The organism is Arthrobacter sp. CAN_A214, assembly GCF_015751955.1.
Lineage (GTDB): Bacteria > Actinomycetota > Actinomycetes > Actinomycetales > Micrococcaceae > Arthrobacter_D.
Genome location: NZ_JADOUU010000014.1, coordinates 65,107 through 91,354 on the forward strand (window position 1 = coordinate 65,107; position 26,248 = coordinate 91,354).

25 protein-coding genes are annotated in these 26,248 nt (G+C 66.2%); 22 read left to right on the plus strand and 3 right to left on the minus strand.

Annotated elements, in window-relative coordinates; genetic code table 11:
* The 9 genes from lysA to IWX65_RS12515 all read left to right on the plus strand — a co-directional run bounded on the left by lysA (nt 1) and on the right by IWX65_RS12515 (nt 11,494).
* Nucleotides 1-1,497 (plus strand): diaminopimelate decarboxylase, encoded by a 1,497-nt coding sequence (gene lysA, locus IWX65_RS12475; RefSeq protein ID WP_442859194.1) that lies wholly within the window; start codon nt 1-3, stop codon nt 1,495-1,497.
* Complete coding sequence (locus IWX65_RS12480) at nt 1,494-2,825, plus strand: homoserine dehydrogenase (RefSeq protein WP_196883279.1); 1,332 nt, start codon at nt 1,494-1,496, stop codon at nt 2,823-2,825. Before lysA ends, IWX65_RS12480 begins: the two co-directional genes overlap by 4 nt.
* Nucleotides 2,826-3,929, plus strand: a complete 1,104-nt coding sequence (gene thrC / locus IWX65_RS12485; protein ID WP_196883280.1) for a threonine synthase — start codon at nt 2,826-2,828, stop codon at nt 3,927-3,929.
* Nucleotides 3,930-3,940: 11 nt separating this feature from the next.
* Nucleotides 3,941-4,912 carry a homoserine kinase gene (thrB, locus tag IWX65_RS12490; RefSeq protein ID WP_196883334.1) on the plus strand — a complete coding sequence of 324 codons (972 nt, stop codon included), beginning with the start codon at nt 3,941-3,943 and terminating at the stop codon, nt 4,910-4,912.
* Between the two features lie 297 nt (nt 4,913-5,209).
* Entirely contained in the window at nt 5,210-7,531 is a 2,322-nt protein-coding gene (gene rho, locus IWX65_RS12495; protein ID WP_196883282.1) for a transcription termination factor Rho, read from the plus strand.
* 223 nt (nt 7,532-7,754) lie between these two features.
* Nucleotides 7,755-8,834 carry a peptide chain release factor 1 gene (gene prfA, locus IWX65_RS12500; protein WP_196821221.1) on the plus strand — a complete coding sequence of 360 codons (1,080 nt, stop codon included), beginning with the start codon at nt 7,755-7,757 and terminating at the stop codon, nt 8,832-8,834.
* Nucleotides 8,827-9,720, plus strand: coding sequence for a peptide chain release factor N(5)-glutamine methyltransferase (gene prmC, locus IWX65_RS12505; protein ID WP_196883283.1), 894 nt, complete (start codon nt 8,827-8,829; stop codon nt 9,718-9,720). Before prfA ends, prmC begins: the two co-directional genes overlap by 8 nt.
* Before the next feature lie 34 nt (nt 9,721-9,754).
* Entirely contained in the window at nt 9,755-10,669 is a 915-nt protein-coding gene (locus tag IWX65_RS12510; RefSeq protein ID WP_196883284.1) for a glycosyltransferase, read from the plus strand.
* 45 nt (nt 10,670-10,714) lie between these two features.
* Complete coding sequence (locus IWX65_RS12515; protein ID WP_196883285.1) at nt 10,715-11,494, plus strand: L-threonylcarbamoyladenylate synthase; 780 nt, start codon at nt 10,715-10,717, stop codon at nt 11,492-11,494.
* Here IWX65_RS12515 and IWX65_RS12520 read toward each other — a convergent pair.
* Both IWX65_RS12520 and IWX65_RS12525 read right to left on the minus strand, forming a co-directional pair.
* Nucleotides 11,439-12,413 carry an NAD-dependent epimerase/dehydratase family protein gene (locus IWX65_RS12520; RefSeq protein ID WP_196883286.1) on the minus strand — a complete coding sequence of 325 codons (975 nt, stop codon included), beginning with the start codon at nt 12,411-12,413 and terminating at the stop codon, nt 11,439-11,441. The two genes, IWX65_RS12515 and IWX65_RS12520, sit on opposite strands and share 56 nt — an antisense overlap.
* Complete coding sequence (locus tag IWX65_RS12525; protein ID WP_196883287.1) at nt 12,410-13,447, minus strand: glycosyltransferase; 1,038 nt, start codon at nt 13,445-13,447, stop codon at nt 12,410-12,412. The genes IWX65_RS12520 and IWX65_RS12525 overlap by 4 nt, the downstream gene beginning before the upstream one ends.
* A 96-nt stretch (nt 13,448-13,543) precedes the next feature.
* On the opposite strand from IWX65_RS12525, the gene IWX65_RS12530 reads away from it, so the two are divergent.
* The 13 genes from IWX65_RS12530 to IWX65_RS12590 all read left to right on the plus strand — a co-directional run bounded on the left by IWX65_RS12530 (nt 13,544) and on the right by IWX65_RS12590 (nt 24,965).
* Nucleotides 13,544-15,436: a polysaccharide biosynthesis protein gene (locus tag IWX65_RS12530; protein ID WP_196883289.1), complete on the plus strand. Its 1,893-nt coding sequence runs from the start codon at nt 13,544-13,546 to the stop codon at nt 15,434-15,436.
* On the plus strand, nt 15,433-16,464 hold the full coding sequence (locus IWX65_RS12535; protein ID WP_196883290.1) for an MraY family glycosyltransferase: 1,032 nt from the start codon (nt 15,433-15,435) through the stop codon (nt 16,462-16,464). The genes IWX65_RS12530 and IWX65_RS12535 overlap by 4 nt, the downstream gene beginning before the upstream one ends.
* 87 nt (nt 16,465-16,551) lie before the next feature.
* Entirely contained in the window at nt 16,552-17,019 is a 468-nt protein-coding gene (locus IWX65_RS12540; RefSeq protein WP_196883292.1) for a hypothetical protein, read from the plus strand.
* Nucleotides 17,019-17,330, plus strand: coding sequence for a hypothetical protein (locus IWX65_RS17835; protein WP_334683842.1), 312 nt, complete (start codon nt 17,019-17,021; stop codon nt 17,328-17,330). Before IWX65_RS12540 ends, IWX65_RS17835 begins: the two co-directional genes overlap by 1 nt.
* 85 nt (nt 17,331-17,415) lie before the next feature.
* Nucleotides 17,416-18,237 carry a F0F1 ATP synthase subunit A gene (gene atpB / locus IWX65_RS12550; protein WP_196821230.1) on the plus strand — a complete coding sequence of 274 codons (822 nt, stop codon included), beginning with the start codon at nt 17,416-17,418 and terminating at the stop codon, nt 18,235-18,237.
* Between the two features lie 84 nt (nt 18,238-18,321).
* Nucleotides 18,322-18,537: an ATP synthase F0 subunit C gene (locus tag IWX65_RS12555; RefSeq protein ID WP_019481292.1), complete on the plus strand. Its 216-nt coding sequence runs from the start codon at nt 18,322-18,324 to the stop codon at nt 18,535-18,537.
* Between the two features lie 52 nt (nt 18,538-18,589).
* Nucleotides 18,590-19,144 carry a F0F1 ATP synthase subunit B gene (locus IWX65_RS12560; RefSeq protein WP_196883294.1) on the plus strand — a complete coding sequence of 185 codons (555 nt, stop codon included), beginning with the start codon at nt 18,590-18,592 and terminating at the stop codon, nt 19,142-19,144.
* Nucleotides 19,144-19,959 (plus strand): F0F1 ATP synthase subunit delta, encoded by an 816-nt coding sequence (locus IWX65_RS12565; RefSeq protein ID WP_196883296.1) that lies wholly within the window; start codon nt 19,144-19,146, stop codon nt 19,957-19,959. The genes IWX65_RS12560 and IWX65_RS12565 overlap by 1 nt, the downstream gene beginning before the upstream one ends.
* 95 nt (nt 19,960-20,054) lie before the next feature.
* Nucleotides 20,055-21,689, plus strand: coding sequence for a F0F1 ATP synthase subunit alpha (atpA, locus tag IWX65_RS12570; RefSeq protein WP_196883298.1), 1,635 nt, complete (start codon nt 20,055-20,057; stop codon nt 21,687-21,689).
* A 92-nt stretch (nt 21,690-21,781) separates the two neighbouring features.
* Nucleotides 21,782-22,675: a F0F1 ATP synthase subunit gamma gene (locus tag IWX65_RS12575; protein ID WP_196883300.1), complete on the plus strand. Its 894-nt coding sequence runs from the start codon at nt 21,782-21,784 to the stop codon at nt 22,673-22,675.
* Nucleotides 22,676-22,759: 84 nt separating this feature from the next.
* Nucleotides 22,760-24,223: a F0F1 ATP synthase subunit beta gene (gene atpD / locus IWX65_RS12580; RefSeq protein ID WP_196883302.1), complete on the plus strand. Its 1,464-nt coding sequence runs from the start codon at nt 22,760-22,762 to the stop codon at nt 24,221-24,223.
* 5 nt (nt 24,224-24,228) lie between these two features.
* Nucleotides 24,229-24,522, plus strand: a complete 294-nt coding sequence (locus IWX65_RS12585) for a F0F1 ATP synthase subunit epsilon (protein WP_196883304.1) — start codon at nt 24,229-24,231, stop codon at nt 24,520-24,522.
* Between the two features lie 11 nt (nt 24,523-24,533).
* Nucleotides 24,534-24,965, plus strand: coding sequence for a DUF2550 domain-containing protein (locus IWX65_RS12590; protein WP_196883306.1), 432 nt, complete (start codon nt 24,534-24,536; stop codon nt 24,963-24,965).
* Nucleotides 24,966-25,006: 41 nt separating this feature from the next.
* On the opposite strand, the gene IWX65_RS12595 is transcribed toward IWX65_RS12590, so the two are convergent.
* Nucleotides 25,007-26,245, minus strand: coding sequence for an N-acetylglucosamine-6-phosphate deacetylase (locus tag IWX65_RS12595; RefSeq protein ID WP_196883308.1), 1,239 nt, complete (start codon nt 26,243-26,245; stop codon nt 25,007-25,009).
* Between the last annotated feature and the right edge of the window lie 3 nt (nt 26,246-26,248).

The following is a 26,248-nucleotide window of genomic DNA, read 5'->3' on the forward strand; positions in this document are numbered from 1 at the left end:
GTGGCTGTCGACGCATCGCCGCTGGCCCCCGGCTGGCTGACCGTACCTGCGGATCCCGCGGCCCTCGAGCGGAAGCTCTGGGCCGAGGACGTCCTCCGCGGCTCCGGCGGCGTCCTCGAGATCGACGGCGTCCGCGTGGAGGACCTCGCGCGGGAGTTCGGCACCCCGCTCTACGTCGTCTCCGAAACGGATTTCCGCGCCCGCGCCGCAACCTTCCGGGATGCCTTCAACGACGCGTTCCGCGAGTTGTGCGGGGGAGTGGACACCTTCTACGCGGGCAAGTCCTTCCTGTGCTCCGAGGTTGCCCACTGGGTGTCGGAGGAAGGCCTCGGCCTTGATACGTGTTCGGGCGGCGAGCTGGCTGTGGCCCTGCGCGCCGGAATTCCCGGTCATCGACTGGGCCTGCACGGAAACAACAAGTCAGCAGCGGAGATCACGCGTGCCCTCGACGCCGACCTCGGCCGGATCGTGATCGACAGCCTCCAGGAAGTCGCGCTGGTCGGCGCCCTGGCAGTGGAGCGCGGCCTCACAGCCAACGTTCTGTTGCGGCTCACGCCGGGCGTCCACGCCGAGACGCACGAGTTCATCGCCACGGCGCACGAGGACCAGAAATTCGGATTGTCGCTGGCGACCGATCCCGACACCACCGACGACGACGGCGCCTCACCCGCTGCGCAGGCCGTGTCGGCCGCGCTTCGGCACCCGGGAATCAACCTCCTGGGCGTGCACTGCCACATCGGATCACAGATCTTCGAGCCCGAGGGCTTCGAACTCGCAGCACGCAGGCTGCTGGGCTTCCTCGCCGAGGTCCGGGACCGACACGGCGTCGAACTTCCGGAGCTCGACCTCGGGGGAGGGTATGGCATCGCCTACACCGAGGCCGACACGCCGCGTCCACCGCGGGACATCGCCCAGGCCATGGCCGGCGTCGTCGGAACCACCTGCACGGAGCTGAACCTGCGCGTCCCCCGCATCTCCATCGAGCCGGGCCGGGCCATCGTGGGTCCGACTACCTTCACCCTCTATACCGTAGGAACCACCAAGGTGGTGCGGGTGGACGGCACCGGGCCGGAGCACGACGCCACCCACCCTCGCCGCTACGTATCGGTGGACGGCGGCATGAGCGACAATGCGCGCCCGGTGCTGTACGGCGCGGACTACTCGGCCGTCCTGGCCTCGCGGCTTCCGACCGCGGAGCCCGTGCTGTCACGCGTGGTCGGCAAGCACTGCGAAAGCGGCGACATCGTGGTGCGGGACGTCTACCTTCCGAAGGACACCACGGCAGGCGATCTCCTCGCGGTGCCCGGTACCGGCGCCTACTGCTGGTCCCTGTCCAACAACTACAACTACATCCCGCGTCCCCCGGTCGTGGCGGTGGCCGGCGGCAAAGCCCGGCTGATCGTCCGCGGCGAGACCGAGGACGACCTGCTGGCTCGGGACATCCCCCGTTCCCAGGCCTCTCCAACCCCCAGCTCAGGAGCCGTACCGATCGTATGAACAGCACTGGATTTCCCCCCGGCAAGCCGCTGCGCGTGGCCCTTCTGGGATGCGGCAACGTCGGATCCCAGGTGGCGCGGATCCTGCTCGATGACGCCGAGAACCTCGGCCTGCGGGCCGGCGCGCCGCTCGAGCTGACCGGCATCGCCGTGCGGTCGCTTGAGGCGGAACGTAAGGCGACGATTCCCCGTGGCCTCTTCACGCTCGACGCGGAGACGCTCGTCGAGGGCGCCGACATCGTCATCGAACTGATGGGCGGCATCGAACCGGCCCGGTCGCTGATCCTCCGCGCCATCGAGCACGGCGCGTCGGTGGTCAGCGGCAACAAGGCCCTGCTGGCGCAGGACGGCCCGGCGCTCTACGAGAAGGCCGACGCCGCGGGTGTGCAGCTTTCCTACGAGGCGGCGGTCGCCGGGGCGGTTCCCATCCTCCGGCCCATCCGGGACAGCCTGTCCGGCGACCGCATCCAGCGCGTCCTGGGGATCGTCAACGGCACCACGAACTACATCCTGGACCAGATGGACTCGACGGGAGCCTCCTTCGAGGACGCACTGAAGGATGCCCAGGCACTGGGGTACGCCGAGGCGGATCCTACCGCCGACGTCGAAGGCCACGATGCTGCGGCGAAGGCCGCCATTCTGGCTTCACTGTCCTTCCACACGCGTTTCGCGCTCGAGAACGTCCACTGCGAGGGCATCACCTCGGTCACCGCTGCGGACATCGCTGCGGCGAAGGATGACGGCTATGTCATCAAACTCCTCGCCATCGCGGAATTCTGGAACGACGACGGCGGCGAGCCCGGGGTCAGCGTGCGCGTCCACCCGACCCTGCTACCGCGGACCCACCCCCTTGCAGCGGTGCGCGGTGCCTTCAACGCCGTGTTCGTCGAAGCGGAGAACGCGGGCGAGCTGATGTTCTATGGCCAGGGCGCGGGGGGAACCCCCACGGCGTCGGCCGTGCTGGGCGACGTCGTCAGCGCTGCCCGCCGCATGGTGCTCGGCGGCCCCGGCCGCACCGAAACGACCACCGGCCACGTTCCGGCGCGCGGCATCGACACCGTGAGCACGAGCTACAGCATCGGCCTCGAGGTGGCGGACCAGCCCGGTGTGCTCGCGAAGATCGCGCACATCTTTGCCGAGAACGGCGTCTCCATCGAGACGATGCGGCAGCGGATCGACCAGACCGGGCAGGACGGTGAGCCCACGGCGGAACTGCGGATCGTCACGCACCGCGCCGTCGAGGCTTCGCTTGCGGCGACCGTCCAGCAGATCGCCGGGCTCTCCGTCATCAACGCCGTGACATCAGTCCTGAGAGTAGAGGGAGTCTAAGTGGCCCACCAGTGGCGCGGAGTCATCCGTGAATACGCCGATCGCCTGCCCGTCAGCGACTCCACCGAGGTGGTGACCCTAGGAGAGGGGGGCACGCCCCTCGTGCACGCGAAGCACCTCTCGGAGCTCACCGGCTCCGCCGTGTACCTGAAGGTGGAGGGGATGAATCCCACCGGGTCCTTCAAGGACCGCGGGATGACCATGGCCATGACCGCCGCGGTGGCGGCCGGGGCGAAGGCAGTCGTGTGTGCCTCGACAGGCAACACTTCGGCCTCCGCGGCGGCGTACGCCACACAGGCCGGTCTCACCTGCGCGGTCCTGGTGCCCGATGGCAAGATCTCGCTCGGCAAACTGAGCCAGGCCATCGCACACGGTGCCGAGCTGCTGCAGGTCAACGGCAACTTCGACAACTGCCTCGACGTCGCACGCAAGCTCGCCGAGGCGTACCCCGTCTTCCTCGTGAATTCAGTGAATCCGGCACGCCTCGAGGGCCAGAAGACGGCTGCGTTCGAAGTGGTGGACACCTTGGGTGACGCCCCGGACTACCACCTGCTCCCGGTCGGCAACGCGGGGAACATCAGCGCGTACTGGAAGGGCTACAAGGAGTACGCGGCCCCCTATGCCTCCCTGCATGCGGGGGAACTGCCGGCGGTGGCCACGAAGACCCCGATCATGTGGGGGTTCCAGGCTGAAGGAGCGGCGCCGTTCGTCAAGGGCCACCCGATCACCGAACCGGACACCATCGCGACGGCCATCCGCATCGGAAACCCGGCGTCCTGGGATTACGCAGTAGCCGCCCGCGATGAATCGGGTGGGCTGATCGAGGCCGTGTCCGACGACGAGATCCTCGATGCCCACCGATGGCTGTCCTCCCGGGAGGGCGTCTTCGTCGAACCGGCTTCCGCGGCCGGCGTGGCGGGGCTCATCAAGAAGCACGCCGAGGGGCTCGTCCCCGTCGGCAAGACCATCGTCATCACCGTGACGGGCCATGGCCTGAAGGACCCCCAGTGGGCACTGCGGACCGCCAACGGCTCGGACGTGGAACCCACCAAGGTGGAGTTCGACGTCGTGAGCGTGGCTGCAGCGCTCGGGCTGGAGGGCTGAGCGTGCCGCACCTGTCCGCGGTCCGGCCGAGCCCTGCGGGTCCTTCGATCGCCGCCGGTCAATCGTTCGAGGTGACGGTCCCCGGAACGAGCGCCAACCTGGGCCCGGGCTTCGACACGCTCGGCCTCGCGGTGACCCTGCGGGACACCGTGCGGGTGCGTTCCGTTGATTCGGGTACGACGACGGTCTTCCCGGCGGGGGAGGGCGCCGAAGCGCTTCCGCGGAACGAGCTCCACCTCGTGGCGAAGTCGCTGCTCGCGACCCTGCACCGGGTGGGCAGGCGGTCCCCTGGTCTGGAGATCGAAACGGTGAATGTGCTGCCGCACGGCCGCGGGCTGGGTTCCTCGGCCGCCGCGATCGTCTCGGGTGCGGTGGCGGCGAACGCACTGCTCGACGACGCCGACCGGATGGATGATCAGGCCCTTCTGCAGTGGTGCGCCACGCTCGAAGGGCACCCGGACAACGTCGCGGCAGCCCTTTCCGGTTCCCTCGCGATCTCCTGGGAAAGCGGGAGGGCATACTCGAGTGCCCGCCTCGAGGTGCACCCTGACGTCATCCCCGTTGCAGCAGTCCCCGGTGGATCGCTGTCCACGGAAAGTGCAAGGGCGCTCCTGCCGCCGTCGGTATCGCACCGGAGTGCGGCAACCAATGCAGGACGGGCGGCGCTCCTGGTCCATGCCCTGACGGCCCGCCCGGACCTGTTGCTCCCCGCGACGGAGGATTCCCTCCATCAGGAATACCGGGCACCGGCCATGGTGGCCAGCGCGATACTGGTGCGGGCCCTACGGGCGGAGGGCTTCGCCGCCGTGATTTCGGGCGCCGGACCCACCGTGATGACACTGGCGGTGGGGGAGAAGCATGCGGCCGAGACCGTTACTGCCGTGCAATCGCTGCTCGATGCGTCCGACACGCCGGAATCCTGGCAGGTCCTCCGACTGGATGTGGACAGCGAAGGTGCTAAACTGGGGGTGCACCCGGGGTAGGAACCGTCTTTGCGTTTCTGCCGTGTGCTCCTGTTGGACCGGCCGTCATTCTCTTTCGACCGCCGTGGAACTGCAAACCTGTCAGCAGTAGCGCAAATTCCGGTGCAGCCTCCGAACTTATCGGTGCATGGGTAGGGTCGCGAACCTTCCCCGTGCGGATATCCCTAGGCTTCCAGCACACCCGGCCACCCCGGAAAATTTCCGGCTCGGCCGAACCCCGCCTGTCCTCTGCGGCATCGGGGCAAACCAACGCGGCACACCCGAGGGTGGCCGCCCGACGAGGGGGAAGGATCCTTCGTGACTGAAACCACTGACCTGTTACCAGGTGTGGACCAACAAGCCGCCGAATCGAACGGCGCACCGGCATCGAGCGGCGCAGCATCCAAGAGCAGTGGTCTCGCGGGCCTCAAGCTTGCACAGCTGCAGGCTCTTGCCGGACAGCTGGGTATCACCGGCGGATCGCGGATGCGCAAGAGCGATCTTGTGTCGGCGATCTCCGACCACCAGCGCGGCTCGGCAGTAGCCGACCGCCAGAAGACTCCCGCAGTGCGCACCGAAACCACGACCGCGGTGTCGGACACAGCGCCTGCGAAGGACGCCGGGGCATCCCAGGATTCGCCGGCCGGGCAGGACAACGACGCTTCCGCGCAGGCAGAACGCCAGCCCCGCACCCGTAACCGGAACCGCCGTGCAGGCAGCGACGGCGTCGTCACAGCCCAGGCTCCCGCGGGTTCGGCTGACGCAGCCACCACGGGCGAGGGCACGCCCGGTGAAGCGTCCGGACAGGATTCGAATTCAGGGTCCGGCCAGAACATCGGCAGCAGCGCCGACTCCGATTCCGGCAGTGACACCCGCGGTGATACCCGTGCCGATTCCGAGGACCGCTCGAACGAGCGCGAGAACACCGGACGCGGCCAGCGGAACCGGCGCGGACGCCGCGGCGAGGAACGCTCCGACCAGCAGGCGGAGTCGAATCCGCCGGTCGACGCTCAACAGGGCGAGGCAGGAAACGCCCAGCAGGGCGAGACCCGCGCCGACCGCAATGAGCGGCGCAACCGTTCACGCGCGGAGCGCGACGACGACCGCAACGCGGACGCCCGCACCGGCAACGACCGCACCGGCAACGACCGCAACGGCAACGACCGCACCGGCAACGACCGCAACGGCAACGACCGCAACGGCAACGACCGCAACGGCAACGACCGCAACGCTGACGCCCGCAACGCGGACGCCCGCACCGGCAACGACCGCAACGCTGACGTGCGCAATGACCGCGGCGCGAATGCGAACACCAATGACGATGAGGGCCGCGGCCGCAACCGCCGGAACCGTCCCACGCGCAACGCCCCCCGCGAGGACGACCGCAGCAGCCGCTTCCGTGACCGGAACGATCGTAACGACCGCAACGAGCGCCGCCGCGGACGCAACCAGAACCCCGAGGTCGACGACGTCGAGGTCACTGACGACGACGTCCTGCTTCCCGTAGCCGGCATTCTCGACGTGCTCGAGAACTACGCCTTCGTCCGGACTTCCGGCTACCTCCCCGGACCGAATGACGTGTACGTGACGCTCGCCCAGGTCAAGAAGCACAACCTGCGCAAGGGTGACGCCGTCGTCGGTGCCATCCGCGCACCCCGTGAGGGTGAGACACAGGCGAGCACGCGCCAGAAGTTCAACGCCCTGGTGCGGATCACCACGGTGAACGGCAAGCCGGCCGAGGACCTCAAGGACCGCGTCGAGTTCGCGAAGCTCGTGCCGCTGTACCCCTCGGACCGCCTGCGCCTCGAGACGGATCCCAAGAAGATCGGGCCCCGCGTCATCGACCTCGTGGCGCCGATCGGCAAGGGCCAGCGTGGCCTGATCGTGTCGCCTCCGAAGGCCGGCAAGACCCTGATCCTCCAGGCGATCGCCAACGCCATCACCATCAACAACCCTGAGGTCCACCTCATGATGGTGCTTGTCGACGAACGTCCCGAGGAAGTCACCGACATGCAGCGGACCGTGAAGGGTGAGGTCATCGCCTCGACCTTCGACCGACCTGCCGATGACCACACCACGGTGGCCGAGCTGTCCATCGAGCGCGCCAAGCGCCTGGTGGAGATGGGCCAGGACGTGGTGGTCCTGCTGGACTCCATGACCCGCCTCGGCCGTGCCTACAACCTCGCCGCTCCGGCGTCGGGCCGTATCCTCTCGGGCGGAGTGGACTCGGCGGCGCTCTACCCGCCGAAGCGTTTCTTCGGTGCCGCCCGCAACATCGAGAACGGCGGTTCGCTGACCATCCTCGCCACTGCGCTGGTGGAGACCGGTTCGAAGATGGACGAGGTGATCTTCGAGGAGTTCAAGGGCACCGGCAACATGGAACTCCGGCTTTCCCGGAACCTCGCCGACAAGCGCATCTTCCCCGCCGTCGACGTCAACGCTTCGGGTACCCGCCGCGAAGAGAACCTGCTGTCGCCCGACGAGGTCAAGATCATGTGGAAGCTCCGCCGGGTGCTCTCCGGTCTTGAGACCCAGCAGGCGCTCGAACTGCTGACCAACAAGATCCGTGAGACGCAGTCGAACGTGGAATTCCTGATGCAGGTCCAGAAGACCACACTGGGGTCCAAAGACTCCGATTAGCTGCGCTGAGCCGCTCACGGCACCGTCCGTCCAGAACAGCCCGCGTTACCGGATTTCCCGGTAGCGCGGGCTCTTCCGGGGCAGGCGTGGTCCTGGGCGGCTCTTGCGGTTAATAGTCCCCATCGAGTGCGCAGGAATGACGGCTGTCCGGGCTGGAAGCCGGAATTCGTGCGCAGCCGATGATTTCCTAGACTGGCTTTTCCGGCCGAAAGAGGTTCAACGAATGTTCGAGTCCATCCAGGGTCTGCTCGATGAGCACTCCGAGCTGCAGCTCCAGTTGTCCGACCCGGCAGTGCATGCCGACCAGCCGCTGGCGCGGAAACTCGGCCGGCGGTATGCGGAACTGGGCAGGATCGTTGACGCCAACAACAAGTGGAGCGCCCTGAAGGACGACCTCGAGGCCGCCCGGGAGATGGCAGGCGAGGATCCGGAGTTCGCCGCAGAGGTTCCTGTCCTCGAGGAGCAGCTGGCTCTCGCGCAGGAACGCCTCCGGCGCCTGCTCATCCCGCGTGATCCCAACGACGGCCGCAATATCATCATCGAGGTCAAGGGCGGCGAGGGCGGCGACGAGGCTGCGCTGTTCGCCGGAGACCTTCTCCGCATGTACTCGCGCTACGCGGAGTCGCGCGGCTGGAAGACCGAACTCCTGTCGGCCAACGAATCGGATCTGGGCGGCTACAAGGACGTGCAGATGGCGATCAAGGGCTCCTCCAACGACCCCGCCGACGGCGTCTACGCCCGGCTCAAGTTCGAGGGAGGCGTACACCGCGTCCAGCGGGTGCCCGTGACGGAGTCCCAGGGCCGCATCCATACCTCGGCCGCAGGCGTGCTCATCCTCCCCGAGGTCGATGAGCCCGAGGAAGTGGACATCAACCAGAACGACCTCAAGATCGACGTCTACCGTTCATCCGGCCCCGGTGGCCAGTCGGTGAACACCACTGACTCGGCCGTCCGCATCACGCACCTTCCCACGGGCATCGTCGTCGCCATGCAGAACGAGAAATCGCAGCTGCAGAACCGGGAAGCGGCCATGCGCGTGCTGCGGTCGCGGATCCTCGCTGCGAAGCAGGAGGAGATCGACGCCGTCAACTCGGACATCCGGAAGTCGCAGATCCGCACCATGGACCGCTCCGAGCGCATCCGTACCTACAACTTCCCCGAGAACCGCATCGCCGATCACCGCACCGGCTACAAGGCGTACAACCTGGACGCCGTCATGAACGGCGAGCTCGAACCGGTGGTGCAGGCCGCCATCGAGATGGACGAGCAGGCCCGGCTCGACGCCATCGGGGCGGATGAGTAGCCTGCCCGGGGCTCCCGACACTCTCGAGCAGGCGCTGCAGGACGCCGTCCGACGCCTCATGGCGGCGGGGGTGCCGAGTCCGCGCGTCGACGCCGAACTGCTCGCCGCCCACCTGCTGAAGGTCAGCCCCGGGCGTGTGAGGGCCCTGGTGCTCACCGGTTCCGCGGCGCCCGAGGGCTTCGAAGAGCTCGTGGAGGAGCGGGCGCGCCGCACCCCGCTGCAGCACCTCACCGGCATTGCGTACTTCCGGCACGTCGAACTCGCCGTGGGACCGGGAGTCTTCATCCCCCGTCCCGAAACCGAATCCGTGGCGCAACTGGTGATCGACCATGCGCTGACACTCGACGCGCCGAAGATCGTGGACCTCGGCACTGGTTCGGGAGCCATTGCGGCGTCGGTCGCCGACGAGGTTCCCGGCGCTGATGTCCATGCCGTCGAACTGAGTGACCTCGCGGTGGCGTGGGCGGAGGGCAACCTTCGCCCGCACGGTGTCACGCTGGTGCAGGGCGACCTCGCCGACGCCCTTGCGGAGCACGATGCGACCTTCGACGTCGTGGTGTCGAATCCGCCCTACATTCCCTCCGCTGCAGTGCCCAACGAGCCCGAGGTAGCCCTTCACGATCCCGGAATGGCGTTGTACGGCGGGGGAGAGGACGGCATGGATCTGCCCGCTGCCGCCGCAGCATCAGCCGCACGCCTCCTGAAGCCGGGCGGTTACTTCGTGATGGAGCACGCAGAGGTACAGGCGGGCGAGGTGGCGTCGCTCCTCAGGCGCGCCGGCTGCTGGCTCTCCATCACCACCCACCGGGACCTCACGGGGCGCGACCGGGCCACGAGTGCGGTCCTCGCACGCCCCGCACCATCGAAAGCGAAAAGGACTCCATGACTTTCCATCCCACCTGCCCGAGCGGAATCCGGCGATGACGGAGCCGCAGGCGAAGGTCGCCGTTGCCGCCGTCACGTTCGACCGTCCAGGGGAGCTCGCCCTGCTGCTCGAGGGTCTTGCCGCGCAGACCGCGCCCATCCATTCGATCGCCCTCGTGGACTCCGGAACCGTACCGGCGGCGGACGTCGTCGTATCCGGCGGGAGCAATATCAACTACCTGCGGTCCGAGGCGAACCTCGGTGGTGCCGGCGGGTTCGCCTTCGCCATTCTCGCGGCCATCGCCAGCGGCGCGGAGTGGGTCTGGATGATGGACGACGACGGTCATCCCGAGGACGAGCATTGCCTCGCGGAGCTGCTGAAGGCAGCGGATGAGCACAAGCTGGACGTCGTCAGTCCCCTGGTGGCGGCCACGGGAGATCCTGGCCGGTTGTCCTTCAACTTCCGTATCAACGGGCTCATCACCAATGAGCGGGCACGGCTCGAGCCCCTGGGGTATCTGCCCAACATGGTGCACTTCTTCAACGGAGCCTTGATCCGCACCAGTGTCTTCTCCACGGTCGGCCTGCCGGATATGAAGTTCTTCATCCGAGGCGACGAAGTCGATTTCCTCTCCCGGGTAAAAAAGGCGGGCCTGAAGTACGGCACGGTCACAACGGTCGCCGTGCGGCATCCGGCGTCCTGGAGCGAAATGAAACCCATCTTCAGGGGCTTCCTCACACCGGTCATTCCGGAGGGCGAGTACAAGCGGTTCTGCTACTTCCGCAACCGGGGCTACCTCACGCGGAAGTACCGCAACCTGAGGTGGTTCAGTGCGGACATCGTCGGCTTTCCCTACTATTTCCTCACCACCGGCAACCTTCGCGGGCTGGCCGCGTGGTTCGGCGCCTACTCGAAGGGTTTCCGGGGAACCGGCTTCGGCCCTCCACCCGGCGCCCGTAGGACACAGTGAGCTCCCGATGTGCGCCAGTGTTCCAGCGGATGGAAGAATGATCCAGTGACCACCAGCTACGACTGTTCCGATCCCGACCAGCGCAGCGAAGGCATCGCTGCCGCGCAACGGGCGCTCGCAGCTCGACAGTGCGTTGTCATCCCCACCGATACGGTCTACGGGATCGCTGCCGACGCCTTCTCACCGCAGGCCGTGGCAACACTGCTGGCGTCGAAGGGTCGCGGACGCAACATGCCGCCCCCCGTCCTCATTCCGAGGGTCCAGACCATGGATGGTCTTGCCATCGACGTCCATCCCGACGCGCGGCGCCTGGCCGCGGCGTTCTGGCCGGGTGCACTGACCATCATCTGCCACGCGCAGCCGTCCCTCACCTGGGACCTCGGCGAAACCCTCGGCACCGTGGCGTTGCGCATGCCCGACGACCGCGTGGCCCTTGACCTGCTCGCCATGACCGGTCCGCTGGCGGTGTCTTCAGCGAACCGGACCGGTCAGCCGGCCGCAAGCACGGCCGCCGACGCGATGGCCCAGTTGGCGGAATCAGCAGCTGTCTACCTCGACGGCGGAACGCGCTCGGCTGGTTCGTCGGTTGGCTCGACCATCGTCGACGCGACGTCGGAGGTCCTCCGCGTGGTCCGGCAGGGGTCGATCCCGCTGGACCGGCTGAGGCGGACGGTTCCCAACCTCCTGGGCATGGATGAAGCGCCGGCGGAGGATCCGCCTGAGGACGGATCGTCCGAAGGAGAGTCTCCCGCCGGCGGGTCCACGGCAGTCACGGTCTCCGACCCCGAGGCACCTGTCCGGCTGCAGCCTCGAGAACGGCCCTGATCCGGGGTTCCGGCACCAACGAGTGCCGCTCCGCCCAGCCGGGCGCCTGGGCCTGGCCGAACCACATGAGTTCGGCGCGCCGCACCGCGCCCGACAGGCGCCCGCCGGTGAGGGCCGACGCCGCGTAGCCGCAGCGCAGTGCCGCACGGCACAGCCAGCGCGGGAGCACCCTGGGCCTGCCGCCGGCAGCCTCGAGGACCGTCCGCACGGTCAGTCCCTCCCAGGGCTGAAGGACGAGGAACGGCAGCTTCGACGGAAAATCGCCGACCGCGACCACCAGGTCGGCCAGCGCGCCGACCGAGACCACGGGTGTGGGAGCTTCGCCGGGAGCCGCAACCGACGCCAGCGGGGAGCGTGCAAGACGCGCCAATGCCACCGTTGTCGGGCGGGTGGGACCCTGCACCGAAGTGGCCCGCACGACGGTGATCTCCAGACCCTGGTCGCCGGTACCTGCTCGTGCGTCCGACCGCAACCGCAACCGCAGGACCTGTTCACCGAGTGCCTTGCTGCGGGAATACGCGGAAAATGGGCTCGTGGCCCCGGTTTCATCGAGCACCGGCCTGCTGCCCTGCACTGCGGCACTGCCGAGGTGGAGGAACCGGTGCACCCCCACCCGCTCGGCGGCCTCCGCAAGGACCGCCGGCAGCAGCGAATTTGCTCCGCGCAGCTCCGGAGTATCAGCAGCGCCCGGTGCTGCGAGCCCTGCCGCGTTGACCACGACGCGGCACGGGCGGAGGGCTGCCTCGAGGTCCGCGAGGCAGGGGTGGCCCCGGGCCTCCTCCGCCAGGTGATCGGCGTCGAGCAGCTCCGTGGCCAGCCGCGGTGCGGGAATGGGAACGACGTCGATCCCGGCCTTCCGGAGGGCCGAGACCACCGCTGAGCCGACGAAGCCGGAAGCCCCGACGACACCCCAGCTCACGGTGCGCCCGGGGCGTCGTCGATGCCGTTCGCCCCGGGAATCCTCTGCATTTCGGAAACGCCGCGGCCCGGGATGTCGCCGGCAGCGACCAGCGGCGGCATGGGCAGCCAGTCCTCGTCGGCGAGGATCTCCCGCGCCTCCCGCCAACCGCGCCACACAGCGCTCAACCCGGAAAAGGTGTGTTCTACCGCCAGGAGGCGGAACACTTCCTTGGCCGCGGTCAGGGCGGTGCCGAGGGCGAAGCCCATCCGGTTCCAGCGGCCCTGGTGCTGCAGATACCTCGCCAGGTGCCCGCGGTTCCGCATAGCGCAGAACCTGCCGAGGTCGCTCGAGTCGTTGAGGTGCCTCACACCGAGGTCGATCTGCTTCTGCGGGCGCGCCTTCCGCAGGACGAACTCGTCGACATAGGCCACGGCGTACCGCTGCGAGATCAGCCAGCCGTAGGTGGTGTCGTCGCCGTTGAGGAAGAACCGGGGATCCGGCAGGCCTACGTCGCGCACCACATCGGAATGCACCAGCATGCCCTCGAAGCATCCGACGTTCGTGTGGAACACGCGGGAATCGGCGAAGACATTCCCGCGCACGGGAAGGTGGACGCCAAGGAACTCGTTGAGGTGGTGCTGCCAGAAGAAGGGTTTGCCCGACGGGTCCCACCGGCGCCCGTGGAGGCACCGGTAGCGCTCCATCCAGGGCGTCAGTGCCGCGAGCGCGTCGGGAAGGGCCACGACGTCGTCGTCCATCAGCCACAACCAGTCGGCATCCTCGGACAGTGCACGCCGGATTCCTGCTGAAAAGCCGCCTGCTCCACCGACGTTCACCGGCAACCGATGGTGAAGGAGGGGGAACGGCAGCGAAAGCGCTGCACCGGCCACCACGTCGGCTGTCGAGTCGGTGCTCGCGTTGTCGATGACGACGACGCCGGCCGGCGCCGGGTCGAGCAGGGCGACCGAATCGAGGAGGCCGCGGAGATAGTCGGACCGGTTGAAGGTGGTGATGACGAGAAACAAGCGTCCGCCCGCTGCTGGGTCCTGCAACGTGATCCTTCCGCGCCGCGATGCCGCCCAAAACTGCCTGGGCCAAGCTACTGCGGTTAGTATTCTCGGGTAGGACGAGTCTAGTTGTTAGGAACCATGAGACAAACCGGCGGTCGACCCGATCCCCAGAAACCGGCAGCCGCGCCCGGGGCTTCTCAGGCGAGGAGCATTCCGGAGGAGACTCCCAAAGGGGAGAAACCGGCGCTCTGGCTCTGGTCCCAGTACCTGCTCGACGCCGTCGCCTGGGTGGTTGCGATCGTCCTGGCGCTGATCCTGCGCTACGAACTCCTGGTGAATGCGATCAACATCGAGGGCGTGGCCGTCTTCTGCGGAATCGCGGTCCTTGCGCAGCTTGTCGTCGGCCTGAGCTTCGCCCTGTACCGGGGGAGATACAGCTTCGGCAGCTTCCACGAGGCGCGGCTACTCGTCATTGTCACCGTGCTCGTCTCCGTGATCCTCGTGCTGGTGAGCGTGGCCTTCTTCACGGTGATCGAGGTGCCGCGAAGCATCGGCATCATCGCGTTCCCGTTCGCCTGCATGTTCCTTGCCGCCACGCGGTACTTGAAGCGGATGTACGTCGAGAGCAAGGCGCGGCCGGGCGAGGACGCCCAGCGCACGCTGATCTACGGGGCGGGGTTCCTCGGCAATTCCCTGGTGGCCCGGATGATGCAGGATCCCGGGTCGCCCTATGTGCCGGTGGGCCTGATCGACGATGATCCGGCCAAGAAGCACCTGCGGCTCTCCTCGGTTCCTGTGCTCGGCCGGCTCGAGGAACTGCCGGCGATCGCCGCGCGGACCCGGGCGTCCATCCTCGTTCTCGCCTTCTCCGAGGTCGAGGCCTCCCAGGTGCGGAAAGTCTCCGACCTCGTGGCGGGCCTCGGCATCAAGGTCCTGGTGCTGCCGCCCCTGCGGGACATGCTGGGGACAGGGAAGGGACTGTCGGACTTCCGCGAGGTTGCCGTCGAGGACCTCATCGGCCGGCGGCCCGTCGACATCCACGCCGACGAGGTGGCCGGCTACATCACCGGAAAGCGGGTCCTCGTCACGGGAGCGGGAGGCTCCATCGGTTCCGAACTGTGCCGCCAGCTGGCCGCCTTCACCCCTGCGGAACTGATCATGCTGGACCGGGATGAAACCGGCCTCCAGTCGACGCAGATCTCCCTCACAGGGAGGGGTCTGCTGACCGGCCGCGACACCGTTCTGGCCGATATCCGTGATTCCGATGCGCTCCTGGATATCTTCGAGGACCGCCGTCCGGAAGTGGTCTTCCATGCTGCCGCCCTGAAGCACGTCTCGCTGCTCGAGCAATATCCGGAAGAGGCGTGGAAGACCAACGTGCAGGGCACGCTCAACGTCCTGCGGGCCTCCGCCGCCGCGGGTGTGACCAACTTCGTCAACATCTCGACCGACAAGGCAGCCGATCCCACCAGCGTGCTCGGCCATTCCAAGAGGGTCGCGGAGAAACTGACCTCCTGGCACGCGCAGCAGTCGGGGCAGAAATATGTCTCGGTGCGGTTCGGCAACGTTATCGGAAGCCGCGGCTCCATGCTGCCGCTGTTCACCGAGCAGATCCGGAGCGGCGGACCCATCACCGTGACGGATCCCGAGGTCACGCGCTTCTTCATGACCATCCCCGAAGCCTGCCAGCTCGTTGTCCAGGCCGGCGCCATCGGCCGCGGGGGAGAAGTGCTGATCCTCGATATGGGCGAGGCCGTGCGGATCCTCGACGTTGCCCAGCGGATGATCGCGATGTCAGGCAAGGACATCGACATCGTGTTCACCGGCCTGCGTCCCGGGGAGAAGATGCATGAGGACCTGATCGGGGTGGGCGAGGACGATTCGCGGCCGCTCCACCCCAAGATCTCCCATACCTCGGTCGCTGTTCTCGATCCTGCGCAGCTCGACCTCCAGGAGTGGAAGACCCGTGGAGGATTCGCGGCACGGCAGCGCAGCCTTCCTCCTGCCGGCAGGGACAAGGCCATCCAATGACTCTTCTGCTGAGTTCCGTTGCCGGCGTCGCGTTCCTGGTGAGCGTGCTCCTGCCCTTTGCCGTCAAGCCGCTGCTGGCGCGCTGGGGAGTGCTCGACGTACCGAACGACCGATCCTCCCACTCCTCGGTGGTGATCCGGGGGATGGGCGTGAGCGTGGCCGGCGGGATCCTGGTGGCGCTTGCGCTGTCCCTGGCCACCGGCCTGGTCGCCGTGGACCGTTCCCTGGTGCTGATCGTCCTGCTCATGGTGGCGGCGGCGTCGCTCCTCGGTTGGCTCGAGGATTTACGGGGCCTGCCCATCCGCGTGCGGGCTGGCTGCCAGCTCGTCATCGGCGCCCTGGGCACAGCCGCACTGGCCTACACGATCGACCAGAGCTACTGGTGGGTGCCCTTCGGTGCCCTCGCTGTCGCCGCCTACATCAACGTGGCCAACTTCATGGATGGCATCAACGGCATCTCGGGGATGCACGGGGTGCTCGTCGGTGTTTTCTACGCGATCGGGGGGGCGCTCAGCGACCAGTTGTGGCTGATCGTCGCCGGGTTGGTCCTGGCTGCGGCCTTCGCCGGATTCCTGCCCTGGAACCTCGGCCGGGGGTTCGTGTTCCTCGGGGATGTGGGCAGCTACCTGCTGGGGGCGTCGGTTGCCGCGATTGCTGTCACGGGTCTCCTCGCCGGCGTCTACATCGAGTATCTGCTCTCACCCGTCCTCATCTATCTCGCCGACACCTTCACGACGTTCCTCCGGCGGGCCCAGCGCGGAGAGCGGCTGTACGTGTCGCACCGGCAGCACGTTTACCAGAGGCTCACCGATACCGGTCTGAACCATCTGCAGGTGGCTCTGCTGGTAACCGCGTTCTCGGCGGTCACCGGGGCTGCGGGCTTCATCGTGGCCACGGCCGACGCGCCGGTTGCGGTATCCGGATCACTGCTCGCAGCCGGGGTCGTCGCCATGTATCTGTACTCGCCGCGGATCCTCCGCGCGAGGGCCGCCCGTCGGCAGGCAGCGGTCACGCCCGACCTGAACTGAGCGGCTCGTTCCTCTACCTGCTGTAGAATCTAGATGCGCTCCGCAATGGGGCAGCACACCCCGAGCGATACCAACAGAGCGGATGCAGTGAGCACACCCGATCCAGCCGCAGACTCCGGCATCCGGGGAACAGGCGTCACCGTCTCCGGGCCGACCGCGTCGCCCTGGCTCGGAATCCTCGCCCGCTGCACGCTGGCCACCACCGTCGTCATCGGCGTCCTCGCCGTCGTCGCCGGCGTTCTCGAGGGCCCAGAGGGAGCGCTGAGCGCACTGCTCGGCTTCGCCCTCGTGGTCCTTTTCTTCGGGATCAGCCTCTTCATCGGCCACTTCGCCGGCAAATCGAACCCGTCCGGGGCGCTCGGCCTGTTCGCGGTGACCTACGCCATCAAAGTGGTGGGTTTTGCCGCAGTCCTGTTCTTCCTCGGGACACCGGACTGGCTCGCCCGCACGTGGTTCTTCACCGGTGCGGTCGTCACCGTGATGGTCTGGCAGGCAGTCGAGGTTTTCGCTTTCTCCCGCACCCGGCACCAGCTGTACGAGGACGAGACGCCCTGATGGCTGAGAAGAATCCACCCCGGAACACCCCGTCCGACGACGGCGGCGGCGGCAGGTATGCCAACGGGGGCTACAACGAGGGCATCGCCGTCTTCAGCTACATCATTGGCGGGATCGTGGTCTGGAGTTTGATAGGCTGGGGACTGGATTATCTCCTGGAAACACGCTGGCTGGTGCTTGCAGGAGCGTTTCTGGGTGCGGCCGGAGGTTTCTACCTCTCCCACATGCACGATCTCACCAGGGCCCGCCCGACATCGTCCCGGAACACTCCGCAGGATGACCCCGGCGGCCATGATGGAAAGCCCGAGTGAGTCCCCACAACTTGAAAAGTCGGACGCGTCACGCTGTGGCCGATCGAAAACTGCCCAACGATGGACACTGCAGAGAGGAAACGCGTTGATCGCGCTTGCGCTCCCGGCCGCAACAACTGATGAGGGTTTCGTGCCCCCGACTATTGACGACACCCACTACCGGGACATCTTCCCCTGGGGTGGTGAATACGGCATCTGGTTCGAGGGCGGTTTCGGCAAGCAGATGCTGATGATCATCTTCTCGGTGATCCTGATTGCCACCTTCTTCCTGATGGCCTCACGCCGCAACGCGTTGGTGCCGGGCAAGATGCAGTTCCTCGGTGAGTCGGCCTACGGATTCGTCCGCAACTCCATCGGCAAGGACATCATCGGTGGACGGGATTTCCTGAAGTACGTCCCATGGCTGTTCACTGCGTTCTTCTTCGTCCTGGTGAACAACATCTTCGGTGCCATCCCGTTCCTGCAGTTGCCCAGCTTCTCGCATCCGGGCAGCGCCTATGCCATCGCCGCGATCTTCTACCTGCTCTGGGTGGGAATCGGCATCAAGAAGCACGGCCTGAAGTACTTCAAGCTCGCAGTCGTGCCGTCGGGCGTGCCCTGGTACATCCTGCCGATCGTCGTACCGATCGAAATCATCTCGAACTTCATCGTCCGGCCGGTCACGCACTCCCTCCGACTCTTCGCGACCATGCTCGCGGGTCACCTCATCGTCACTCTTGCCGGAACGGCAATCGAGTACATGGTCTCCACGGGCAACATCCTCCTGCAGGGAACCAGCGTCCTGGTACTCGGCGGTGCCATCGCCATGTACATGCTCGAGGCATTGATCATGGTCCTCCAAGCCTACGTGTTCACACTGCTGGCCGCCATCTACATCGAAGGCGCACTCCACGCCGACGCGCATTAGTTCTCCAGATTCTCAACAGTCTTCCCCGTCGGGGATGATCCCAAACAACCTGCCGCACCAAGGCGGCATCTTGAAAGGAACACAATGGAAGTACAGGGTAGCCTCAACCTCGTTGGATACGGTCTCTCCGCAATCGGCGGTGGTATCGGAGTGGGTCTCGTATTCGCCGCGTACATCAACGGCGTAGCACGTCAGCCTGAGGCACAGCGCGTCCTCCAGCCCATCGCCTTCCTCGGCCTGGCTCTGACCGAAGCCCTAGCCATCCTCGGCCTCGTCTTCGCGTTCGTTATCGGCGCTTAGCTGCACGGTTGAAGTTTCGTCCGAAGACCAGTTGAAGAAAGACGGGTGAAAAATGCTTAAAGCAGCGATTATGGCGGCGGAAGAGGGCTCAAGCCCCCTGATCCCGAACCTCTGGGAACTGCTCGTGACAGTGGCGGGCTTCGCAGTGCTGATGTTCATCGTCATCAAGTACGTCATGCCGGCGTTCGAGAAGACGTTTGCCGCGCGCACCGAGGCCATTGAAGGCGGGATCGCCAAGGCCGAAGCGGCACAGGTCGAAGCCAACGCGGCTCTTGAGGAATACAAGCAGCAGCTTGTGGAATCCCGCACCGAGGCCAACCGCATCCGTGAGGAAGCCCGCGCCGAAGGCGCGCAGATCCTCGCCGAGCTGAAGGAAAAGGCTGCAGCGGAGTCCGCACGGATCACCGAGCAGGCACACGTCCAGATCGAAGCCGAGCGTCAGGCAGCAGTTGTCTCGCTCCGTGCAGAGGTCGGAACGCTCGCCACGGACCTTGCAAGCCGTATCGTCGGAGAGTCACTGGCCGACGACGCCCGCTCGGGACGCGTCATCGACCGCTTCCTTGCCGATCTCGAGACCTCCTCGCAGAGCGCAGGTGCAGCTAAGTAATGGCCGGTGTATCAAGCCACTCCCTGGCGAGCGTTCGGGAAGACCTGGAATCCCGCCTGCCGGGGGCAAAGCTGTCCCTGGCGGAGGATCTCTTCGGAGTTCTCGCAATGCTCGACAGCAACGCCGGGCTTCGCCGGGCGCTGACGGATCCGTCACGCTCAGGCAAGGACAAAGCGGTGCTGGTCGACCAGCTCATTGCCAACCGGGTATCCCCGGATGCGGTGGGCGTCGTCAAGAGCCTCGTATCCGAGCGCTGGGCGAGTGCCCGCGACATCGGTGACGCCCTCGAGACGCTCGCCGCCACGGTAGTCATCTCCGTCGCAGAACGCGGCGGGACCGGCGTGGAGGGCTTGGAGCGGCTCGAAACCGAGCTGCACTCGTTCATGGCGGTCGTTGCATCCAACCATGAACTGCAGCGGGCACTGTCCGAAGCGCAGGCGAGCACCGAATCGAAGGTGAACCTCGCGCTCAAGCTGGTGCCGCACGCTGGAGAAGCCGGCAAGCTGCTGATCTCCCAGGCCGTATCGGCGCCGCGAGGGCTGAAGCCAGCCGCGCTCGTCGGACGTTTCCTCGAACTGGTGGCAGCCCGCCAACAGCGGTGGATTGCCAACGTCAGCGTTTCCCGTCCGCTGACGGACAGCCAGCACGCCAAGCTTATTGCCGGATTGAACGCGATGTACGGCCGGGAACTCAAGGTCAACGTCGACGTCAATCCGTTACTGATCGGTGGTGTGCGGGTGAGCGTGGGCGACGAAATGGTCGATTCCACGGTTGTCACGCGTCTGTCCGAACTCCGCCGCAAGATGGCGGGATAGCGCTTCGCGCTTATCCAAGCTCGACCAAGATTGAATTACATCCAGGTCGCCACGAACCTAACGGCGATCGCAACACAGGAGAGCAGGGACTGCAGATGGCCGAATTGACCATCAACGCCGACGACGTCCGTAATGCGTTGAATGACTTCGCGGCGTCCTACGAGCCCGGAAATGCGGAGCGTGTCGAAGTTGGCCGCGTAACCACCGCCAGTGACGGCATTGCCAGGGTTGAGGGTCTGCCTTCGGTCATGGCGAACGAACTGCTTCGGTTCGAAGACGGAACGCTGGGCCTCGCCCAGAACCTCGACACGCGCGAGATCGGTGTCGTCGTCCTCGGCGACTACACCGGAATCGAAGAAGGCCAGGAAGTCCACCGCACAGGGGAAATCCTCTCCGTGCCGGTTGGGGACGCTTTCCTCGGCCGTGTCGTCGACCCGCTCGGCCAGCCCATCGACGACCTCGGTCCGATCAAGGCCGAAGGACGGCGAGCCCTGGAGACCCAGGCGCCGGGCGTGACCGAGCGCAAGTCGGTGCACGAGCCGATGCAGACAGGACTCAAGGCGATCGACGCCATGATCCCGATCGGCCGCGGCCAGCGCCAGCTCCTGATCGGTGACCGCCAGACAGGCAAGACTGCCATCGCCGTCGACACGATCATCAACCAGAAGGACAACTGGGCTTCCGGGGACGTCAACAAGCAGGTCCGCTGCATCTATGTCGCGATCGGACAGAAGGCGTCCACCATCGCCGCTGTCCGCCAGACCCTCGAGGACAAGGGCGCGCTGGAATACACCACGATCGTCGCCTCGCCGGCCTCGGACCCCGCCGGATTCAAGTACCTTGCGCCCTATGCCGGATCGGCCATCGGACAGCACTGGATGTACGGCGGCAAGCACGTCCTGATCGTGTTCGACGATCTCTCCAAGCAGGCCGAGGCCTACCGTGCAGTGTCACTGCTGCTGCGACGCCCACCGGGACGCGAAGCCTACCCTGGTGACGTCTTCTACCTGCACTCCCGTCTGCTGGAGCGGTGTGCGAAGCTGTCCGACGAACTCGGCGCCGGATCGATGACGGGTCTCCCGCTCATCGAGACCAAGGCGAACGATGTCTCGGCATACATCCCCACCAACGTCATCTCGATCACCGACGGTCAGATCTTCCTGCAGTCGGACCTGTTCAACGCCAACCAGCGCCCAGCGGTGGATGTGGGCGTATCGGTGTCCCGCGTGGGCGGTGCCGCACAGGTCAAGTCGATGAAGAAGGTGTCGGGCACGTTGAAGCTCGACCTCGCGCAGTACCGTGACATGCAGGCCTTCTCGATGTTCGCCTCCGACCTCGACGCAGCATCACGGCAGCAGCTGACCCGTGGCGCACGGCTCATGGAACTGCTGAAGCAGGGCCAGTACTCGCCGATGCCGGTGGAGCAGCAGGTCGTCTCGATCTGGGCCGGTACCGGCGGTTACCTCGACGATATTCCGATCGAGGACATCCGCCGCTTCGAGACCGAATTCCTCGAGCACCTGGGCCACCGGTCCTCCGTGCTGACCACACTCGCCCAGACGGGCAAGATGGAGGATTCCACGGCCGAGGAGTTGAAGTCGGAGATCACCCGCTTCAAGCAGGGATTCTTCGGCAGGGGAGCGGACGGGCCCGGAGCAGGCCACGAAGAGCACGACGCCCTTCCCGCCGACTCGGTGGACCAGGAAAAGATCGTTCGGCACAAGCGCTAGGTAGCTGATCGCCGGACACGCGCCCAGCGCGTGTCCGGCATCCGCCCTCGCCGTAGCCGTTTCCCTCGGGGGAAGCGGAGGAAAGGACAAGTATGGGAGCCCAGATTCGGGTCTACCGCCAGAAGATCGCTTCGACGACGTCAACGCGGAAGATCTTCAAGGCGATGGAGCTGATCGCGACTTCTCGCATCGGCAAGGCCCGTGCGCGTGTGGCGTCGTCGTTGCCCTATGCCAACGCGATCACCCGCGCGGTGTCGGCTGTGGCGTCGCAGACGGAGTTCGACCACCCGCTCACCACCGAACCGGCCGAGGTCCGCAGGGCGGCAGTGCTCGTTCTGACGTCGGACCGCGGCCTCGCCGGATCCTACTCGGCCAGTGCGCTCAAGCAGGCCGAGGGCCTGTTCGAGAAGCTGAAGAGCGAGGGCAAGGAAACCAAGGCATACCTCGTCGGCCGGAAGGCACAGGCATACTTCGACTTCCGCCGCCGCCCCTATGAGCAGGTGTGGACCGGGGACACCGATGCCCCCGAGTTCGAAACGGCTCGGGAAATCGGCAAGGCGCTTCTCGCTGACTTCGCAACGGACTACGAGGACGGCGGCGTGGAGGAGATCCACGTGGTCTACACCAAGTTCAAATCGATGGTCGTCCAGGAGCCGTCGGTGATCCGGCTGCTGCCCCTGGAGGTTGTCGACGAGCAGGATTCCGGCGATTCCGACCTCCTGCCGCTCTACGAGTACGAGCCGGAACCGGAACGGGTTCTCGACGCCCTGTTGCCGCGGTACATCGAGTCCCGCCTGTTCGCTGCCCTGCTGCAGTCCTCCGCAAGTGAGCTCGCCGCCCGCCAGCGGGCGATGAAGTCGGCCGGCGACAATGCAACAGAACTCATCAAGAAGTACACGCGGTTGCGCAACACCGCACGGCAGGCGGAGATCACGCAGGAGCTTTCGGAGATCGTCGCCGGAGCCGATGCGCTCAACGCGTCCTGACCAGCTTTCCTGCGCAAAGCCCTCGAGGGCTTTGCGCAACGATAAACTTAGTTCCACGCCATCTACGTAAATGAAGTGAGAGAGATGACTGCCCAGACTGTTGAACACGGTACGGACTCAGTTGCCCCCGGCGCTACCGGCCGTATTGCACGCGTCATTGGCCCGGTTGTCGACGTCGAGTTTCCGGCTGACGCAATCCCCGCAATGTACAACGCGCTCACCACTGAGGTCACCCTCAACGGTGTAACGCGACTGATCACGTTCGAGACGTCCCAGCACCTCGGGGACAACCTCGTGCGCGCCATCTCGCTGCAGGCCACCGACGGGCTCGTCCGCGGAACTGTTGTCCAGGACACCGGTTCGGCGATCTCCGTCCCCGTGGGCGACGTCGTCAAGGGTCACATCTTCAACGTTCTGGGCAAGCCGCTCGACGTCGAGGAATCAACGCTCGAGATCACCGAGCGCTGGCCTATCCACCGCAAGGCTCCGAGCTTCGCGTCCCTCGAGGGTTCCACCGAGATGCTCGAGACCGGTATCAAGGTCATCGATCTCCTCACCCCCTACATCAAGGGTGGAAAGATCGGACTGTTCGGCGGCGCCGGTGTGGGCAAGACCGTTCTGATCCAGGAGATGATCACCCGTGTTGCCCGTAACTTCGGCGGCACCTCGGTGTTCGCCGGAGTAGGCGAGCGGACGCGTGAAGGAAACGACCTCTGGGTCGAGATGGAAGAGGCGGGCGTCCTGAAGGACACCGCCCTGGTGTTCGGCCAGATGGACGAGCCGCCGGGAACGCGCCTCCGCGTGGCGCTTTCGGCGCTGACCATGGCGGAGTACTTCCGCGATGTGCAGAACCAGGACGTGCTGCTCTTCATCGACAACATCTTCCGCTTCACCCAGGCCGGTTCGGAGGTGTCGACCCTGCTGGGCCGCATGCCTTCCGCTGTGGGCTACCAGCCCAACCTGGCCGACGAGATGGGCCTGTTGCAGGAGCGCATCACCTCGACGAAGGGCCACTCGATCACCTCGATGCAGGCTATCTACGTCCCGGCTGATGACTACACCGACCCGGCTCCGGCCACGACGTTCGCACACCTGGACGCCACGACCGAGCTCTCCCGCGAGATCGCTTCGCGTGGACTCTACCCGGCCGTGGACCCACTGACGTCGACGTCGCGCATCCTGGACCCCCAGTACATCGGCTTCGACCACTACAATACGGCCGTGCGCGTCAAGCAGATCCTGCAGAAGAACAAGGAACTGCAGGACATCATCGCCATCCTCGGCATCGACGAGCTGGGCGAGGAGGACAAGGTCGTGGTTGCCCGTGCGCGGCGCATCCAGCAGTTCCTCTCGCAGAACACCTACACCGCGAAGCAGTTCACGGGCGTCGAGGGCTCGACCGTGAGCATCAAGGACACCATCGAGGGCTTCTCGGCCATCTGCAACGGCGATCTGGACCACGTCGCCGAGCAGGCGTTCTTCAACATCGGCGGGCTCGACGACGTCGAGCGGCAGTGGGCCGACATCCAGAAGCAGACCGGAAAGTAAGCACCATGGCTGCCAGCGCAGAGCTAGAGGTAGAGATCGTCGCGGCGGACCACTTCGTGTGGTCCGGCGCGGCCACCATGGTCAAGGGGCGGACGAGCGACGGTGAGATCGGCATCCTGCCGGGCCACTCGCCCGTACTGGCAATCCTTGAGGAGGGTGAGCTCGTCATCCAGCCGGTGAGCGGGGACCGCCTGGTGGTCGGAGTTGACGGAGGATTCTTCTCCGTCGACAGCAATCGCGTGGTGATCGTTGCCGACAACGCCAGAATCGGCGGTTCGGTGACTGCGGAAGCACGCTGACGTTTCCTCCGATGGACGGTCCGGGTCTGATATTCGTCATCCTCGGAGCCGTCTTCGGGTTGGTCGTGCTGGCCATCGGTGCGTTCCTGTTGCGCCGGTACCAGCTCGGCCGTCGGCTCGGAACCTTTGACGCCTCCATCCGCCTCCCTCCCAAGGGTTGGCGGATGGGGGTTTGCCGCTATACGGACCTGCACCTCGAGTGGCTGAGTCTGCTCTCGTTGAGCCCCCTGCCGCGCTACCGCTACCTCCGCAGCTCCATCGAGCTCCAGGGGTGGCGCCAGCCGACGGAGGCCGAAACGGTACGCATCCAACCGCGGGCCGTGATCGTCACCCTGAAGTACGAGGACCAGGAATTCGAGCTGGCCATGAAATACGAATCCTATTCAGGCCTCTCCTCATGGATCGAGGCCGGGCCGGTCATCGGCATCGGCACATGGCGCTGACCGTCCCCAGCCCCTGACCGGGACCGACTCCGGCGACCGGTTCAGTTCGCGTTGGGTGCGGCCAGCCAGACGCCGGCCCGCAGGACACCGAGCACCTCGAAATCCTCCGACACCACGAGGGCATCAGCGCGGAGACCGGGGCGTAGCGAACCCACCTCGTCCGATAGCCCCAGCACAGCGGCGGGCACAGACGTTGCCGACCGCACCGCGTCAACGAGCGCTACCCCGGCGTCCACTGCGCAGCGGACCACGTCGATCAGCGTTCCGTTCCCTCCGGCCAGCGCACCGGTTTCCGAGAGCACAGCCGCGCCGTCCTCGATGTGGATCTCGGTGCGGCCAAGGCGGAAATTCCCCGACGTCCGGCCGGCTCCGGCCGTCGAATCGCTCACCAGGCACACGTTCTCCGGTCCGGCCATGATAAAAGCCATCCGGACGGTGTCGGGATGCAGGTGCACGTTGTCGGCGATGATCTCGACCGCCAGTTCACCAGTGCGTGCCCGTTCAAGGAGGAGGGGCACCGGCCCGGGGGAGCGGTGGTGCATGGACGGCATGGCGTTGAACAGGTGGGTGGCCGTCGGCCGGCCCTGGAAGCCGTCGAAGCCTGTGGAGTCGAGTTCCTCGATGATCAGGTCCAGGGCCGCCGCGGTCTGCTCCGCGGTGGCGTTCGTGTGGCCTATCGAGGGAATCACACCGTGGGTCACCAGTTCATAGACCAGCAACTCGGAGCCCTCGAGTTCGGGCGCATAGGTCATCGAGAGCAGGTGGCCCCCGGCAGCATCGATCAGCCGGTCGACGTCGTCCTGGTCGGGTAGGCGGAGGTAGGAAGTATCGTGCGCCCCGCACCGCTCGGGCGAGAGGAAAGGGCCCTCGGAGTGAATACCGGCGATCAGGCCCTCCTCGGCAAGCCGTGACAGGAGAGTGAAGGCCTGCACGAGGTCGGAGAGCGGAACCGTGCAGGTACTCGCGAGCGTCGTCGTCGTGCCTCTTCGATGGAGGAAATCCACCGCAGCGCGGGTCTGGTCCTCATTGCCGGAGGTGAAGTCTCCGCCTCCTCCACCGTGGCAGTGGAGGTCCACCAATCCCGGAAGAATCAGGGCGCCGGGCGGCAGGGAGGAGCTCTTCGGCCCTGCCGGGGGTTCTGCGTTCCGGTCCTTCCGGTCCGCGGCACCTGCGCTGGTGATGCGTTCACCCTCCCACGCGAGAACGGCGTCCTCGATGACCTCGGTCTCGGTGACCATCCGGCCCGTGATGAAACTGCCTGTGCCCTGGTGGTTGGCCATTTC